Annotated in this window: 15 protein-coding genes; all 15 read left to right on the top strand. The window is 34.0% G+C overall.

Annotation, left to right across the window (positions count from 1 at the left end):
* Positions 1–83: 83 nt before the first annotated feature.
* Positions 84–1799 (top strand): N-tau-methylurocanate hydratase, encoded by a 1716-nt coding sequence (locus tag ABDZ69_RS09640; RefSeq protein WP_343769131.1) that lies wholly within the window; start codon positions 84–86, stop codon positions 1797–1799.
* Between the two features lie 90 nt (positions 1800–1889).
* A complete protein-coding gene (gene hutI / locus ABDZ69_RS09635) occupies positions 1890–3146 on the top strand; it encodes an imidazolonepropionase (protein WP_343769129.1) in 1257 nt (418 codons plus the stop codon).
* A 17-nt stretch (positions 3147–3163) separates the two neighbouring features.
* Positions 3164–3736, top strand: coding sequence for a cyclodeaminase/cyclohydrolase family protein (locus ABDZ69_RS09630; RefSeq protein ID WP_343769128.1), 573 nt, complete (start codon positions 3164–3166; stop codon positions 3734–3736).
* A gap of 9 nt (positions 3737–3745) precedes the next feature.
* Positions 3746–4645 carry a glutamate formimidoyltransferase gene (gene ftcD, locus ABDZ69_RS09625; protein WP_343769126.1) on the top strand — a complete coding sequence of 300 codons (900 nt, stop codon included), beginning with the start codon at positions 3746–3748 and terminating at the stop codon, positions 4643–4645.
* A 42-nt stretch (positions 4646–4687) separates the two neighbouring features.
* The gene (gene hutH / locus ABDZ69_RS09620) at positions 4688–6214 is read left to right on the top strand and encodes a histidine ammonia-lyase (protein WP_343769124.1); all 1527 of its coding nucleotides are present in this window, start codon (positions 4688–4690) and stop codon (positions 6212–6214) included.
* 263 nt (positions 6215–6477) lie between these two features.
* Positions 6478–7755 carry a YjiH family protein gene (locus ABDZ69_RS09615; RefSeq protein ID WP_343769123.1) on the top strand — a complete coding sequence of 426 codons (1278 nt, stop codon included), beginning with the start codon at positions 6478–6480 and terminating at the stop codon, positions 7753–7755.
* Between the two features lie 118 nt (positions 7756–7873).
* On the top strand, positions 7874–9190 hold the full coding sequence (locus tag ABDZ69_RS09610; protein WP_343769121.1) for a Na+/H+ antiporter family protein: 1317 nt from the start codon (positions 7874–7876) through the stop codon (positions 9188–9190).
* 202 nt (positions 9191–9392) lie between these two features.
* On the top strand, positions 9393–10598 hold the full coding sequence (locus tag ABDZ69_RS09605; protein ID WP_343769120.1) for an aconitase X catalytic domain-containing protein: 1206 nt from the start codon (positions 9393–9395) through the stop codon (positions 10596–10598).
* 1 nt (position 10599) lies between these two features.
* Positions 10600–11007 (top strand): aconitase X swivel domain-containing protein, encoded by a 408-nt coding sequence (locus ABDZ69_RS09600; protein WP_343769118.1) that lies wholly within the window; start codon positions 10600–10602, stop codon positions 11005–11007.
* Between the two features lie 122 nt (positions 11008–11129).
* Positions 11130–12167 (top strand): DctP family TRAP transporter solute-binding subunit, encoded by a 1038-nt coding sequence (locus ABDZ69_RS09595; RefSeq protein WP_343769116.1) that lies wholly within the window; start codon positions 11130–11132, stop codon positions 12165–12167.
* 108 nt (positions 12168–12275) lie between these two features.
* Positions 12276–12782: a TRAP transporter small permease gene (locus ABDZ69_RS09590; RefSeq protein ID WP_343769115.1), complete on the top strand. Its 507-nt coding sequence runs from the start codon at positions 12276–12278 to the stop codon at positions 12780–12782.
* The gene (locus tag ABDZ69_RS09585; protein WP_343769114.1) at positions 12779–14071 is read left to right on the top strand and encodes a TRAP transporter large permease; all 1293 of its coding nucleotides are present in this window, start codon (positions 12779–12781) and stop codon (positions 14069–14071) included. The genes ABDZ69_RS09590 and ABDZ69_RS09585 overlap by 4 nt, the downstream gene beginning before the upstream one ends.
* A 20-nt stretch (positions 14072–14091) precedes the next feature.
* On the top strand, positions 14092–15321 hold the full coding sequence (locus tag ABDZ69_RS09580) for a nickel pincer cofactor-dependent isomerase, group 22 (protein WP_343769112.1): 1230 nt from the start codon (positions 14092–14094) through the stop codon (positions 15319–15321).
* A 78-nt stretch (positions 15322–15399) separates the two neighbouring features.
* Positions 15400–16065, top strand: a complete 666-nt coding sequence (locus ABDZ69_RS09575; protein ID WP_343769110.1) for a GntR family transcriptional regulator — start codon at positions 15400–15402, stop codon at positions 16063–16065.
* A 41-nt stretch (positions 16066–16106) separates the two neighbouring features.
* Positions 16107–17090, top strand: a complete 984-nt coding sequence (locus ABDZ69_RS09570) for a 2-hydroxyacid dehydrogenase (RefSeq protein ID WP_343769109.1) — start codon at positions 16107–16109, stop codon at positions 17088–17090.
* Positions 17091–17169: the final 79 nt, after the last annotated feature.

The raw sequence follows: 17169 nt of genomic DNA, 5'->3' as shown, positions 1-17169 counted from the left end.
TAGAGGGTTTTTCCATTGGCACGACAATTGCTAATAATATAGATAATTAAAAAATAAAAATTAAACTTAAGGGGGAAATGTTTATGGAAAAGCCAGAAATACTATATTCAGTTAAAGCTCAGAGAGGTTCAACTTTGAGATGTAAGGGATGGAAGCAAGAATCCATATTAAGAATGCTTGAAAACAATATGGAAAATGCAGAAATTCCAGAACTACTTGTTATTTATGGTGGTAACGGTAAGTGCGCTAGAAACTGGGAGTCATATCACGCTATTGTTAAGTCTCTTAAAGAATTAGAAAATGACGAAACTTTAGTTGTTCAATCAGGTATGCCAGTGGCAATATTCAAAACACATAAATTAGCACCTAGAGTAGTAATGGCAACTACAAATATTATGAAAGCTGACTGGCCAACCTTCTATGATCTTCAGGACAAGAACTTAACTATGTTTGCACAATACACAGCTGCTCCATGGGAATACATAGGAACTCAGGGAGTTATACAAGGAACCTTTGAAACATTATCAGCAATAGCAATTAAGAGATATAATAACGACTTAACAGGAAGAGTTTATATGACTGCAGGAGCAGGTGGAATGGGTGGAAATCAAAGCTGGGCAATGAAAATGCACGGTGGAGTTGCAATAATAGTAGATGCTGATGAAAGAGTAATTGATAGACGTATAGAAAAGAACTATCTAGATATGAAGGTTTATTCACTAGATGAAGCTATTGCACTTACAAAAGAAGCAATAGCTAAGAAAGAACCATTATCAATTGCAGTAGTTGGTAACGCAGCAGATGTATTCCAAGAAGCATATGATAAAGGATTTATGCCTGATATTATCAGTGAAATGTGCCCATGTCATGACCCAATTTCCTATATACCATCTGGATATACTGGAGAAGAAGCAGATAAATTTAGAGCAGAAAATCGAGAGCTTTATTTAGAAAAAGCTAGAGAGACTATGAAAAAACAATTGGCAGTAATGAATGCATTCTTTAAGAAAGGCGTTGAAGTATTTGAATATGGAACAAGTATAAGAAAAGAGTGTCGTGACGCAGGAATGCCTAAAGAAGAAGCTTTTATAATACCAGGATTCGTATCTGAATACATTAGACCATTATTCTGTGAAGGAAGAGGACCATTTAGATGGACATGTCTATCAGGAGATCCAGAAGATCTTAAGAGACTTGATGATCTTGCACTGGAAATATGTGCTGGAGACCCACTTGTAGAAAGATGGATAAAACTTGCAAGAAAGAACTTACCAATAGAAGGACTTCCAGCAAGAATTTGCTACATGGGGTTCGGACAAAGAAAGAGATTTGGCCTTGCTGTAAACGATCTTATTAAAAAGGGAGAAATTAAAGGGCCAGTAGGATTCTCAAGAGATAACTTAGACTCAGGTTCAATTGTTAACCCAACCTTCGAATCAGAAAACATGAAGGACGGAGGAGATTTAATCTCTGACTGGCCATACCTAAATGGATTACTAAACTGTGCAGCAGGATGTGATCTTATAGCAATACAAGCAAACTATTCCATGGGAGAAGCAGTTCATACAGGAGTTACAATGATTGCTGATGGAACAGAAGAAGCAGACCTAAGACTTGAAGCATCCTTAACTGTTGACTCAGGTATAGGTGTAATAAGACATGCTCAAGCAGGATACGAAATTGCAAGAGATGTTGCAAATGGTAAGGGAAAATTAACAACTGATAGCATTAAAGTTCCACTATGGTGGCAACCAGCAGACAAAGTAACCTTTGGACCAGAAGGAATGCCAATGAGATAACAATAGTATAATTGACTGATATTTTAAATGCAGATGTACCTTTCCCTAATAAGGGGAGGGTACATATTTTATATATGGGGGTGAGCTCAATTGGAAAATGCAACAAGTAAAGTGAAGGCAGACTTAGTTATTACTAATTGTTCTCAACTAATAACTTGCAAAAAAGGTGCCTCAGATCTTATTGGATTAATAGAAAATGGGTGGATTGCAGTGGCAGGAGAAAAAATAGCTGCTGTAGGCTCTAAAGAAGAAGTAAATAAAGCAGTGGATTGCAGTGAAGCTAAAATAATAGATGGTAAAGATAAAGTAGTAGCTCCTGGATTTATTGATTGTCATACTCATTTGGTTTTTGGAGGATCAAGAGTTAAAGAATATGCAGCACGATTAACCATCGATGACGCTGAAGTTCTTAAAAAGATGGGAATTAAAACAGGTATTATGGTAACTGTAGAAATGACTAGAGATGCTTCTTATGAAAATCTTTATAATACAGCTAGGATTAGGGCAATTAACATGTTATCTTCTGGTACTACCACCGTTGAAAGTAAGAGTGGTTATGGTCTTACTACGAAAGATGAAATAAGGATGTTAAAGGTAAATAAAGATTTAGATAATAACCTACCTATTGATATAGTGTCTACTTTTTTAGGAGCTCATGGATGGCCTAGCGATATTTCTAAAGAAAAGTACATGGATATATTACTAAAGGAAATGATACCTAATGTAGCGGAGTTAAAGCTTGCAAAATTTGCTGATATATGGTGTGATGATGGACACTTTACAGCTAAAGAATCAGAAAGACTACTTAAAGTTGCAAGAGACTTTGGAATGGAGTCAAAAATTCACACAGATGCTTACTCTTATATTGGAGGGTCTGACTTAGCTGTAGATATGAAGATGATTTCCGCAGATCATTTAAATTATACTCCAAGAAATGTACTACAGAAATTAGCTAAGGCCAGTATTCCTGGTGTATTACTACCAGTAATTGATTTTGCAGTTAAGCATCCAAAGCCTTTTAATCCAAGACCTATGATTGAAGAAGGAATGATTTTGGCTTTAGCAACCAATTGTTGTCCAGGTTGTTGGAACGAATCAATGCAATTTGTCATGGCTCTCGCATGTAGGCAACATGGAATGACTCCAGCAGAGGCCTTAAGAGCAGCAACTTTGGGTGGAGCAATAGCTCTTAATTTAGAAAATGATAGAGGGTCTCTTGAAATTGGAAAATTAGCAGATATTCAAATATGGGATGTTTCAACCTATGAAGATGTAATATACCGATTAGGAGGCAACGTAGTGGAGAAGGTCATAAAAAGAGGGAAAATTGTAGTAGACAAAATTTAATATAAAGGATGATTTTTATGAATTATATTGATGTATTAAATAAGATACTAGATACAAAGGATTTTACCGTAGGAGGAGGATCAGCTTCCGCAATAGCTGGAGCCATGGCAGCTGGCCTTATTGGTATGGTATCTAGATTATCTACTAAAAAAGACTATGGACTTTCAGAAAGAGGATATTTATTTATAGCAGATAGAGCAGAGGAACTTTCTAAGAAATTATTGGAAGGAGCAGTAAAAGACACTGAATCCTTTAAAAAAATAAAGGATGCCTATGCTCTTCCTAAGGATACAGATGAAGAGAAAAAAATTCGTTCTCTTGCAATACAAAATGCAGCTATTGGTGCAGCTAATGTGCCATTAGAAAATGGACTGCTTTGCAAAGAAGTATATAATTCTTGGGTTTTATTAAAAGGAAAATCAAATCCAAATGCCTCATCAGATTTAGAAGAAGCTAGATTTTTAGTTCATGCAGGGGTTTTAGGTTGCGTTTTAAATATAGAAGCAAATCTTCCACTTATTAAAGATGAAAATGTAAAAGAAAATTTTCAAAAGGAAATAGAACTACTAAAAAAATATTCAGAAGAATAGGGGGATAAAATGAAAATTATACTTTGTGAAGTAAACATAAGTGAAGGAGAGAACTTGGAAGTAATAGAAGAAGTCAAAAAAACTATTACAAATGTTAAAGGAGTAAAGGTTATTGATGTAAATTCTGATAAGAATCATAACAGAACAGTGTTTACCTATATTGGAGAGCCTAATATTATGCTAGAGTGTACAAAAAAATTAGCTAGCAAAGCAGTGGAGCTTATAGATATGACAAAACATACTGGAAGTCATCCGAGAATAGGTGCAGTTGATGTAGTACCATTTGTTCCAATAAAAGGTGTTACTACTGAAGAGGCAATTCAGATGGCAAGAAGTTTTGGTAAATATATGGGAGAACAAGGAGTTGCTGTTTATTATTATGAAGATGCTGCGTTAAAACCTGAAAGAGAAAGTTTGGTTAATATTAGAAAAGGTCAATATGAAGGCCTCGAAGAAAAGTTAAAAAATCCTGAATGGATGCCAGATGAAGGGCCAGCAGAATTTAATGCTAAATCTGGTGCTATGGTTACTGGTGTTAGATTTTCATTAGTAGCATTTAATGTTAATTTAAATACTGAGGATGTGGAAATAGCTAACAAAATTGCAAAAGCCATGAGACATATTAGTGGAGGCTTTCGCTATGTTAGGGCTATTGGCTTAAGTATTACTGATAAAAAAATGGTACAAGTATCTATGAATCTTACTAATTACACAAAAACTCCAATTCATAGAGTAATGGAAGCAGTTAAATCAGAAGCAGAGCGATATGGAGTTACAATAGCAGGAGCAGAGTTAGTTGGACCTGTGCCAATGGAAGCATTAGAAGAAGTTGTGAAGTATTATTTGAAGGTTCATGATTTTTCTTTAGGTCAAATTATTGAAAATAACTTATTGGATGAAGTACAATAGGAAACCTATATTTTAATGTTATATAAAAGGAGGAAGTTATAAATGAATGCTATTTATATTGATGGTAATAGTTTAACCTTAGAAGAGCTTGTGAAGGTTGCAAGGGAAAATTATAAGGTTGAGTTGACCCCAGAAGCTATTGAAAGAGTAGAAAAATCACGATCAATTGTAGATGAATTTGTAGACAATGAGGAAGTTGTGTACGGAATTACCACAGGCTTTGGGTTGTTTGCAAATGTTAGTATATCAAAGGAAGAAACTAAAGAACTTCAAAGAAATTTAATTTTAAGTGATTGTTGCGGAGTGGGTAATCCTTATCCAGAGGAGGTAGTAAGAGCAGCCATGCTACTTAGAGCTAACGCTTTGGCAAAAGGATTCTCAGGTATAAGATTAAGTACATTAAATACTTTAATAGAAATGCTAAATAAGGGAGTCCATCCAACAATACCAGAAAAAGGTTCCGTTGGTGCCAGTGGTGACCTGTGCCCATTATCTCATATGGTTTTAGTTATGATTGGCGAAGGTGAAGCTACATATAAGGGAGAATTAATGTCTGGTAAGGAAGCTATGAAAAGAGCTGAAATAGATACGGTAGAGTTAATTTCTAAGGAAGGTTTAGCCCTTATAAATGGTACTCAAGTACTAACAGCTGTTGGAGCATTAGCAGCTTATGATGCGAAAAATCTTACAAAATTAGCAGATATAGCAGCTTCAATGACATCAGAAGCTCTAAATGGAATAATAGATGCTTATGATGAAAAAGTTCATAAGGTAAGGCCTCATAAAGGTCAAATTAATTGTGCAAAAAATATGTTGAAAATTCTGGAAGGAAGTAAATCAACCACAAGACAAGGAGAGATAAGAGTTCAAGACGCCTATACACTAAGATGTGTTCCACAAATTCATGGTGCTAGTAGAGATGCCATAGAATATGTAATTGATAGAGTTAGCACAGAAATAAATTCAGCTACAGATAATCCATTAATATTTGCAGAAAATAAACAGGTTATATCTGGTGGAAACTTCCACGGACAGCCTATGGCACTAGCCTTTGATTTTCTTGGAATTGCCGTAGCAGAACTTGCAAATGTAAGTGAGAGAAGAATTGAAAGGCTTGTAAACCCAAGCTTAAGTGGATTACCAGCATTTTTAGTTAAAAAGGGTGGATTAAATTGTGGTTTTATGATTCCGCAGTATGTTGCAGCTGCATTGGTTTCAGAAAATAAAGTATTAGCTCACCCAGCTTGTGTGGATTCTATACCTACTTCCGCTAATCAGGAAGACCACGTAAGTATGGGATCAATTTCAGCTAGAAAAGCTAGAGAAATTTTAAATAATGTAATGAATGTTTTAGCTATAGAAGTAATGACTGCTGCTCAAGCAATAGACTTTGGAGAAGTAGAAAAATTATCTCCTGCTACAAAAGCTGCTTATAACAAAGTTAGAGGGGAAGTTGCTGTTTTAGAAAATGATAGAGTAATGTATTTGGATATTAATAAATGCTACAAACTGGTTACTAGCAATAGCTTAGTAGAAGTTGTAGAAGGAGTAATAGGAGAATTAAATTAAATAATAAAAGCTATGCATGAATTTTATGCACATGCAAAATTTTTTTGCTTTTATTTTCAAGGCTTTATGTAGAAGTGCATAGAATTTATGCATCCGTTTATGTATTCCTTTACATGATATCATTAAAATATAGTAGTTTAAAAAGAAAATAGTGGTGGCATAATAATTGCTGGGAATATAAGTAAGTATAAGCATTGTATATAGAGGGGGGAAGGTTTAAATTGGAGGTCATTAAGAAAAAACCTAGGAAAACGAGTACAGGCATGGACGGAATAAAATTGATCGTTTATAGTTTAATTGGTATTTTCATGTTTTTTGCTTCAATTACCTTTGCAGGTAAAAAGACAATTCCAATAGACCATATTGTTACATGGATTAGAAAAATACCTTATTTTATACCTGTCTATGGCGGTATTATGATAACCGTAGGTACTATACTGCCTTTTGCAAATAAAACATGGAACAAAAATAAAACAACTACAGTGTTTTCTTTACTAAATATATTAGGCTTAATAACAGCATTCATAGCTATATTTAATGTAGGACCTGCATTTTTGTTAGATCCTAAAATGGTACCGTATGTATTTAAAGTTGTTGTTGTACCTGTAATTGCCATTGTTCCAATAGGATCTGTATTTTTAGCTTTTCTTGTGGACTATGGGTTAATGGAATTTATAGGAGTATTTATGAGACCTGTAATGAGACCTATATGGAGAACCCCAGGTCGTTCCGCAATTGATGCAGTAGCATCTTTTGTAGGGAGTTATTCTTTAGCTTTACTGGTTACCAATAGAGTTTATAAGGAAGGAAAATATAATGTAAAAGAAGCTTCCATCATAGCAACAGGATTTTCTACTGTCTCTGCAACCTTTATGATTATTGTTGCAAATACTTTAGGAATTATGGAATATTGGAGCGCTTTTTTCTGGATTACTCTGGTGGTTACATTCATTGTGACAGCTATAACGGCGGCAATATATCCTTTAAGTAAAAAACCAGAAACTTACTATAATAATGTGGAACCTGATTTGGAGTCAGAAGAGAAAGGCGATATTATTAAAAGGGCTTGGCAAGAGGGGATGAAGACCATGGAAAAAGCTCCTCCGTTATTACACAATGTTAAAACTAATCTAAGGGATGGTATTAAACTTGCCATAAATATTGGTCCAAACATTATGTCCATAGGTGTCCTTGCACTATTAGCAGCAGAATATACAAAAATATTTGATATTGGTGGATATTTATTCTATCCTTTTACAGCAATGCTGAAAATACCAGATCCATTATTAGCAGCAAAAGCTAGTGCTATAACCTTGGCAGATATGTATGTACCTGCTATTATAGCCGCGGGGGCGGAATTTAGTACAAGATTTATAATTGCAATAGTTTGTATATCTGAAATATTATTCTTATCGGCATCAGTACCTTGCATTTTGTCAACAGACATTCCTATTAACTTAAAGGATATAGTGATTATATGGTTTGAAAGGGTAGTTCTTTCTTTAATTATAGCAACGCCCATTGTGTATTTGATTTTTTAATTTTATAGATTAAATAGAAGATAAATAACATGGATTATAAGAAAAATATTCTTAATTTTCTGTTACTTTTAACTGCATTATATGTTCACATAAACATTAAAAAAGGGGGGTAATTTTCATGTTAACAAATCCTGTAGTATTATCGGTTTTAGCAATGACAATACTTTGTCTTTTAAAGTTAAATGTTATTTTTTCATTAATTGTGGCTGCTATTGTTGGAGGAGTTACGGCAGGAATGCCGATTTCTAAAACAATGAGTGTGCTGATTGGGGGCATGGGCGGTAATTCAGAAACAGCTTTAAGCTATATCTTACTTGGTACTTTAGCTGCAGCCATACACAAAACTGGTGCAGCGGAAATTTTATCTATGAAAATAGCAGAGTGGATTAAGGGAAGAAAAATTACTTTATTGCTTATATTTGCTTTTGTGGCTTGTTTATCTGGAACGGTAATACCAGTACACATAGCATTTATACCTATTCTTATCCCACCATTACTATCACTTATGGACAAATTAAAAATGGATAGGAGAGGAGCGGCTTGTGCTTTGGCATTTGGTTTAAAGGCTCCCTATATTACTTTACCAATAGGTTATGGACTAATATTTCATGGTATAATAAAAGATCAGATGATAGCTAATGGAATGAATGTAACTTTAGATATGGTTTGGAAAGCAAACTGGATTGGTGGACTTGCTATGTTAATTGGTCTTATTGTTTCTTTCTTTACTTATAGAAAGCCAAGAGAATACGGAGTTGTAGCTATAGCCGAGTCAGAACAATTGGCTGCGGCTGTAAAGGAGAAAGTTGAAATTAAAGTAACATCAGCTCACTTGGCTACATTAGTTGCAGGAGTTGCGGCACTCGGAATTCAATTAAAATTTGGTTCATTACCATTAGGAGCAGTTGTTGGTATAGGTATCATGTTAATAGCCAAAGCTATTAAGTGGAGTGATTTAGATGAATTGTTAAACGGCGGAATTAAAATGATGGGATTAATAGCATTTGTAATGTTAGTTGCTGCAGGCTATGCATCAGTAATTAGAGAAACTGGTGGCGTTCAGCATATAGTAACTGCGGCGGCTGGTATGATGGGAGGAAACAAATTGATAGCTGCTTCAGTCATGCTATTACTAGGATTACTTGTAACCATGGGTATAGGAACTTCCTTTGGAACAGTACCAATTCTTGCAGCTATATATGTACCGCTTGCATCTGCTGTAGGATTTAGCGTAAAGTCTACTATTTTATTAATTGCAGTTGCAGGTGCTTTAGGAGATGCTGGTTCTCCTGCATCTGACACAGCACTTGGACCAACGGCTGGCCTAAATGCCGATGGTCAACATGACCATATTTGGGATACTTGTGTACCTACGTTCCTACATTACAATATACCATTACTTATACTAGGAGTTATAGGGGCACTTATGTTTTAGACTATGAAATAAATAACAGTAAATAAAGAAAGGAAGCTACATTGCTTATTAATTCAGCAATGTAGCTTTCTATTTTTGTAAAAAAATGACGAAATATTGGAATGGGATATTACTAAATTGCTATTTACATTTTCAAATACACCTATTATAATAGATGTATACAGCTAAGAAATGTAAATTTAGTATATAAGGGGGATTAATAATGCAACTAACAAGAGAGCAACAGGATATGTTGGATGGAAAGTATGGCGAAGGCACAGCATTGGCAATGAAGATTCAGGTAGCCATAGGGGAGTCCTTTGATTCACCTAGGATGGTGCCTATAACTAGAGCCCATGTGGCGTTAAGTAATCAAGAGGCTGACTTATGGTTTGCAGAAAGGTTATTGAAGGCTGGGGCAAAATGTAGAGTAGCACCTACTGTTAATCCAGGATTTTGTTTGTCTTTTTTTAAGGACAAGGATATGGTATCAAAGGAAGCAGCTGATTTAATGCATAGAACACATGAAGCCTATAAAGGATTAGGTGCTGTTTTATCTTATAATTGTACTCCATACATCGATACCAATGTACCGCATTTTGGCGAGGTAGTAGCCTTTTCTGAGTCCAGTGCAACACCTTTTGTTAATTCCGTTTGGGGTGCAAGAAGCAATAGAGAAGGAGCAAATAGTGCATTATGTGCAGCAATTACAGGTTTTGTTCCAGAATATGGTCTATTATATGAGGAAAATAGAAAAGGAGATATCCTTGTAGAAGTTCAAGCAGATATGAGAACAGATTTTGACTATCATCTACTTGGTTACATGGGTAAAAAAATAGGTAAAGGCATTCCTGTTTTTGTTGGACTTCCAGAGCATATATCAAAAGAATCTTTAACAAATTTAGGTGCCCAATTAAATACATCTGGGGCATATGGAATGTATCATATCCTAGGGTTTACACCTGAAGCTCCAACTGTGGAAGCAGCATTTGGAGGGAAAGAACCTAAGAGAAAAGTAGTTATCACAAATGAGGACTTAAAGGAAATCTTAGAGGAAATATCACTAGAAGGAAACAGAAAAATTGATTTTGCAATGTTTGGATGCCCTCACTTTACAATTGAACAAGTAAGACATATAGCATCAAAACTTCATGGAAAGGTATTAAAAAAAGAAATGTGGATATTAACATCAAGTCACGTTAAGGAAATGTCAGATAGGATGGGGTTAACTGCTGTAATTGAAAAGGCTGGAGGAAACATAGTACCAGATACTTGCCCAGACCAACCCTGTTGGAGGCATTTAAATGGCAAGATAGGTGTTACAGAATCACCAAAATGTGCATATTATCCAAAACGTAGGGGAATTAATTTTGTTATTAGAGATTTAGATACCTGCATTGAAGCAGTGTTAACTGGGGAGGTAATATAACATGACTAAAAGAAAATTTAGCTGTCATAAAATTTCAGAAGGTGTTGTTGAGGGAGAAGTGATAATATCTAATGATGATATTATGTTTTACTTAATTGATCCAAGTACTGGCACAGTTATAGAACCAGCCCATTCCTTAGAAGGAAAATCCATTGCCAATAAAATTTTAATTTTCCCAAGTGGAAAAGGCAGTTCAGTTGTACAAGCTGATGGATTATATCAGCTTAATATGAAAGGTAATTGTCCTAAAGGTATGATTATAAAATATCCAGAAACTGTTTTAGTTTCTAGTGCCATTATAATGGAAGTTCCTATGGTAGATAAGGTAGAAGATGAATTTTATGAAGCTATAAAGGATGGAGACAGAATTAGAATAGATGCTGATCAGGGGTATATTGAAATATTATAAGATAAATAAACAAGTGGATAAAATATGAAGATTCATTATCAATTAATTGACGCTTGAACAAGCGCCTTAAAGTAGTTTGTTATAAAGATAATTTAAAAAGATAATTATGGGGAGGCATATCAATGAAAATGAAAAAGTTAATAAGTGCACTATTAGCAATGTCATTAGTACTAGCAACAGGTTGTAGCGGAAAAACAAACACCACCAGCGGTACAGGAGAAGCTAAGGGTAATGAATCTAAAAAGACAATTGTAATTAAGTATGGTTTAATAGCTCCAGAATCCAATGCGCAAACACAGGCAGCCATGAAATTTGCTGATTATGTGGAAAAGGAATCCAGTGGGGAATTAAAAGTTGAAGTTTATCCTAATGCATTGTTAGGTGGAGACGTTCAAATGACTGAATCTGTAGCACTAGGAACACTTCATATGGCATTACCTTCCACATCCACACTTGTTATGTATTCTCCTAAATTTGGTGCTTTAGACATGCCTTTTATGTTCAGTAGTACTGAGAATGCATTTAAAGCTCTTAATGGAGAAGCTGGAGATTTGCTTAATAAAGAATTAGATAAGGTTGGAATAAAAAATATGGGCTATAGCTTCAATGGAATGAGAAGCATTACAAACAACGTAAGGCCTATAACAAAACCAGAAGACTTAAAGGGTGTTAAAATGAGAGTTATGGAAAGTCCAATATTTATAGATATGTTTACACTACTTGGAACAAACCCAACTCCTATAAGTTTTGGTGAATTATTTACAGCCCTACAACAAAAAACCGTTGATGGACAAGAAAACGCAGCGTCATTAATTTTTGACTCAAAATTCCAAGAGGTACAAAAGTACTTCAGTAAAACTAACCACGTTTATGGATTCTGTGCAAATATTATAAATGCAGATTTCTATAGCAGTTTATCCGATGCACATAAGGCTATACTTGATAAGGGAGCAAAAGAGTGGTTAACAGAATGGCAAATTGCTCAAGAGGACGGAGGAAACGAGGAATATATTAAAAAGTTAGAAGCAGCAGGAATGAAAGTAAACGATGTAACTCCTGAAAATCTTAAAAAATTTGCAGATGCAGTTTCCCCAATGTATGAAAAATACAAAAAGCAAATGGGAGAAGAGATATTTAACTCATTGGCAAAATATAAATAAGTAATTTGAACTTGAAATAATGTGGCTGGAAGGATCTAAAATCATATTAAGTTATTTAGATGCATTCCAGCCACATTAAAAATTTATTTATATATTAGGGGTGATAAAATGAAAGGTCTTATTAAAGTTAAAGATTTTTACAATAAAGCAGAGGAATATTTGTTAGTCGGAAGCTTGGCTTTCACAGTAATAATAGTATTTATACAAGTAGTAATGAGGTATGTGTTTAATTCATCACTTTCCTGGAGCGAGGAGTTATGTAGATATATATTTATTTGGCAGGTTTGGCTAGGGGCAAGCTTAGCTTTTAGGGATAAACAACATATATCTATTGAAATGGTACGAGACAAATTAACAGGAAGAGCAAAGGCTATTTATAACATGATAGGAAATATTATAACTTTAGCCTTTAATATATTCTTAGTAAATTACGGTTTTCAATTGGTTGATAAGATGATTCAAAGGGGAGTATTATCTTCTGGTATGAGAATTCCTTTATATCTTGTATATTTGAGTGTGCCTTTAAGTTCTTTAGTAATCCTGTTTAGAATTCTTGGAAATATATACGAAGAAATAAAGGTATTTAAAAACTATGAAAGGAGCGAGTCACTATGACATCTACTATATTTCTATTTTCTTCATTCTTTGGATTGTTGTTTTTAGCAGTGCCAATAGGATATGCAATAGGTGTTGCTACATTATTAACTATGATAGGTTTTTCTGATATACCTCTTGTAATGATAAGCCAAAATGCTGTAGCAGGGGCGGATTCATTTCCATTGATGGCGATACCATTTTTTATCCTTGCTGGAAACTTAATGAGTTCAGGAGGAGTTGCTAAAAGACTTATTGAATTCTTCAATCTATTGTTAAGAAAAAGAACAGGTGCCTTAGGGTTAGTAACCATTATAGCTTGTATGTTTTTTGCAGCTATATCCGGTTCTGCCATGGCAACAACAGCTGCAATTGGCGGATTTATGATACCTGAAATGGAAAAAAGGGGATATAATAAGGCTTATAGTGCTGCATTAGCTGCAAGTGCTGGTACTATAGGTGTAATTATTCCTCCTAGTATTCCTTTTGTATTATATGGAGTTGTTACGGGAAGCTCCATTGGAGATTTATTCATAGCTGGATTGATTCCGGGGATTTCCATGGGCTTAGGACTTATGGTTGTAAATCATATAGTATCTAAAAAAAGTGGAATTCTTGGGGATAAAAATGCTAAGCCATTAACCTTTGATGAATTATGGATAGCTTTTAAGGATGCAATATGGGCAATACTAACTCCAGTTATTATCTTAGGAGGAATATATGCAGGAATATTTACCCCTACGGAAGCGGCAGTTGTATCTGTTGTGTATGCAACCTTCGTAAGTGTGTTTGTATATAAAGAAATGAAATTTAAAGATATTTATAAAGCATTATTCGATAGTATGCAGATAAATGGTGCTACAGTGTTTATGGTTGGATTATCAGCTGTATTTGCAGCATTTTTAACCATGGAACAAATACCTATAAAACTTGCTACTGCTATGCTTAGTGTAACATCAAATAAATTCTTGTTATTATTACTTATAAACCTATTATTATTAGCTGTAGGATGTTTTATTGATAATATACCAGCAACAATTATATTAGCTCCAATATTACTACCAATAGTAACAAAACTTGGCATGACAGCCACTCAATTTGGTGTAATGTTAACTATGAATCTGGCTATAGGATTTGTAACACCACCGTATGGTATAAACTTATTTGTTGCCCAAGCCGTAGCTGGAGTAAAAATGGAGCAAATGATGAAATACCTTAAACTATTAATAGGAGCATTATTAGTAATTCTTATGTTAACAACCTATTTCGAACCAACAACTATGTTCCTTGTTAAACTTATAAAGGGGTAAGAGCTAAAGGAGTGAAATAAATGCCAATACTGTTAGAAGAAGACTTAAATATGCCTTTACCTAATATGCACAAGGTAAGGCAAAGCTTTAATAGAGAAAAGTTAGATAGTATAGAGGAAACGATAAATTTTGAGGCTAAAAAGGAATCTATAGTATCTATAATTAAACCAGGTCAAAAGGTAGCCGTTGCTGTTGGCAGCAGGGGAATAAAAAATATACAGCAAATAGTAAAGCTTACCATAGATAAAATTAAGGAAATGGGGGGAGAACCTTTTATAGTTTCAGCTATGGGAAGCCATGGTGGTGGAACAGAGAAAGGGCAAAGAGAAGTACTCTACGGCTATGGTATAACTGAAGAATATATGGGGGTTCCAGTTATTACAAAAACTGATGTTATGCATCTTGGTAAAACAAAAAAAGGCTTTGATATTTACTTTGATAAAGTAGCTGCCTCAGCGGATGTAATAGTGCCTATAAATAGAATTAAACTTCATACAGATTTTGTGGCGGATATACAAAGTGGTTTGTGTAAAATGCTAGTAATTGGACTAGGAAATCATGTGGGATGTTCCGCTATACATGAAGAAGAGTTCGATAATTTTGGAAGCATTATAAAGGAAGCTGCTTCCCTTATAATGGAAAAGGTTAATGTGGGATTTGGCGTTGGTATATTAGAAAATGCCTATGATGAAACGGCTAAAATTAAATTTATTCCATCAAAGAATTTAATTTCTCGGGAAATAGAATTGGTTAAAGTTGCAAGACAAAATATGCCAACCCTTATGATACCAGAAATAGATATACTGATAGTAGAGGAGATAGGTAAAAACATTTCTGGTGCAGGATACGATCCAAATATTTTAGGTAAAAGCTATATTTTAAAGGAATACGTTTTAGAGGTACCTAAAATTAATAAAATGATACTACTGGATGTGTCAAAGGAGTCTCATGGTAATGCAATTGGTATGGGAATATTTGATATAATAACTAGAAAAGTTTTTGAACAACTAGATTACGAGTCAATATATGCTAATAGCATAGCAGTAAAATGCATAGATGATTGCAAGATACCTTTGATATCTGAAAATGAGGATGAGGCTTTGAAAATTGCTATAAAGGTATTGAGAAATGCAGATAAAGATAACTTAAAAATAGTTAAAATAAAAAATACATTAGAACTTGAATATATATATGTATCTGATGCCCTAGTTGATTATGTTAAGAAAAATAGCAAATTAGAATTAGTATAGAATATAAAAGCAATGCAATATATTTAAAGATAATGTAAAATATATATAGAAATAGTTAAAAAAGGTCGTGACAAAAATATGATTAAAAAAAACAATAAAAATGAAAAGAAGAACCTGGCTCAAGAGGCTTACAATGCGATTAGACTAAAAATTTTCAATAATGGCATAAAGCCTGGGCAACTAATAAGCGAAAGCCTTATAGCAGAAGAGTTAGGAATAAGTAGAACACCGGTAAGAGAAGCTATTAGAATGCTAGCAATTGAGGGGGTTGTAGAATCTAGAGATGGCATAGGAACTATTGTGAAAATGTTTTCTTTTAAAGAAATAAAGGATATTTTTGAAGTAAGAAAAGCTTTAGAAATCATAGCAGTTAAAACTTCAATCAATAATGTTTCTGAACTAGAAGTATCGGAGCTACTAAATAAATACTCTGATATAAGTGTAAGATTTGAAGCGGGAATTGCAGAAGAAAGAGAATTCACAGAAATAGATATGAAAGTTCATAATTTAATAATCACTAGATGTGATAATGACTATGTTAAAGGTTTATATAATAGTATAGGTTTAAAGATTAAACTGTATCAATATGTTTCATATCTCAATTTTAGATCCAGTGCAGAGAGTATTTCACAACATATGGAAATATTGCGTTTGATAAAAAACAAAGAATTAGAGAAGTTAATTATTGCTTTAAATGAACATATAGACTGGTCGTTAAAATGGTATTTAGAAGCTCTTATGTAGTATTTAATAAGCTTTAAAGTTTCATATACGGGAGGTTAAATATGATAAAGGTTGTTGTAAGTAGTCCTAAAAGCAGGATTGAGAGGTATGGAATAAAACCTCCAGAAGGATTTGAACTTGTATATATAAACAATCCTTATACAGAGGATGAATTAATTGAAAAAAGTAAAGATGCTACATTTTTATTCCTTTCCCTATCTCCTGCTAGCAGAAATGTTATAAATAAATTAAAAACCGTTAAATTGATACAGTCAGAGGGCGCTGGATATGATGGTATTGATACTGAAGCTGCAAAAGAAGCAGGAATATATGTGTGCAATGCTAGCGGGGTAAATAAAGTTGCTGTAGCTGAGCATACTATTGGACTTATATTGGCATCTTTAAGACGTACAGTTGAAGCAGATAGACAAATTAAGAAAGGTAATTTTGAAGAAAATTATAGAGATTATGAAGTAAGAGGAATGAGAGAATTACAATCATGCCATATCGGTCTTGTGGGCTTGGGTAATATAGGTAAAGAAGTGGTTAAAAGGCTAAAACCTTTTAATTGTAAGATAAGCTATTATGATCCATTTAGAAAACCAATAGATGTAGAAACAGATTTAGGAATAGATTATTTGCCATTAGGAGAAATTTTAAGAAAATGTGATGTAATAAGTTTACATGTGCCATTGATGCCGGAAACGGAGAATTTAATAAATAAAGATACTATTAATTTAATGAGAAAAGATGCAATTTTGATAAATACTGCAAGGGGTGGAATAATCAATCAAGAAGATTTAGCACGAGCTTTAATAGAAAATAGAATAGAAGGAGCCGCTGTAGACACCATTAGCCCTCAACCACCACATCCAGAACATCCATTGCTAAATTTGCCTGAAGAAGCTGCAAGTAAACTCATTTTAACTACACATATTGCAGGAATTACAACTGAAGCTTTTAAAAAAATGCAAATAATAGCTTGGAATAATATGATAAAGGTGCTTAATGGAGAAAAGCCAGATAACATCGTAAATGGACTATAGATTGAAGAGCTTTAGAAATTTAATCAAATGGTAGCTAGAACAAATCTAGCTACCATTTTGTGTTACTTAAATGATATAA

This window comes from Clostridium malenominatum, from assembly GCF_039521365.1.
In the GTDB taxonomy this organism is placed as follows: domain Bacteria; phylum Bacillota; class Clostridia; order Clostridiales; family Clostridiaceae; genus Clostridium_AW; species Clostridium_AW malenominatum.
Note: the sequence above shows the minus strand (reverse complement) of the source record. Positions and strands in the feature narration are given on the sequence as shown.

Coding starts and splice junctions, on each gene's coding strand:
- ABDZ69_RS09630 (WP_343769128.1), top strand. CDS start 3,164: ATGAATTATATTGATGTATTAAATAAGATACTAGATACAAAGGATTTT.
- ABDZ69_RS09605 (WP_343769120.1), top strand. CDS start 9,393: ATGCAACTAACAAGAGAGCAACAGGATATGTTGGATGGAAAGTATGGC.
- ABDZ69_RS09570 (WP_343769109.1), top strand. CDS start 16,107: ATGATAAAGGTTGTTGTAAGTAGTCCTAAAAGCAGGATTGAGAGGTAT.
- ABDZ69_RS09610 (WP_343769121.1), top strand. CDS start 7,874: ATGTTAACAAATCCTGTAGTATTATCGGTTTTAGCAATGACAATACTT.
- ABDZ69_RS09580 (WP_343769112.1), top strand. CDS start 14,092: ATGCCAATACTGTTAGAAGAAGACTTAAATATGCCTTTACCTAATATG.
- ftcD (WP_343769126.1), top strand. CDS start 3,746: ATGAAAATTATACTTTGTGAAGTAAACATAAGTGAAGGAGAGAACTTG.
- ABDZ69_RS09590 (WP_343769115.1), top strand. CDS start 12,276: ATGAAAGGTCTTATTAAAGTTAAAGATTTTTACAATAAAGCAGAGGAA.
- ABDZ69_RS09595 (WP_343769116.1), top strand. CDS start 11,130: ATGAAAATGAAAAAGTTAATAAGTGCACTATTAGCAATGTCATTAGTA.
- ABDZ69_RS09615 (WP_343769123.1), top strand. CDS start 6,478: ATGGACGGAATAAAATTGATCGTTTATAGTTTAATTGGTATTTTCATG.
- ABDZ69_RS09600 (WP_343769118.1), top strand. CDS start 10,600: ATGACTAAAAGAAAATTTAGCTGTCATAAAATTTCAGAAGGTGTTGTT.
- hutH (WP_343769124.1), top strand. CDS start 4,688: ATGAATGCTATTTATATTGATGGTAATAGTTTAACCTTAGAAGAGCTT.
- ABDZ69_RS09575 (WP_343769110.1), top strand. CDS start 15,400: ATGATTAAAAAAAACAATAAAAATGAAAAGAAGAACCTGGCTCAAGAG.
- ABDZ69_RS09640 (WP_343769131.1), top strand. CDS start 84: ATGGAAAAGCCAGAAATACTATATTCAGTTAAAGCTCAGAGAGGTTCA.
- ABDZ69_RS09585 (WP_343769114.1), top strand. CDS start 12,779: ATGACATCTACTATATTTCTATTTTCTTCATTCTTTGGATTGTTGTTT.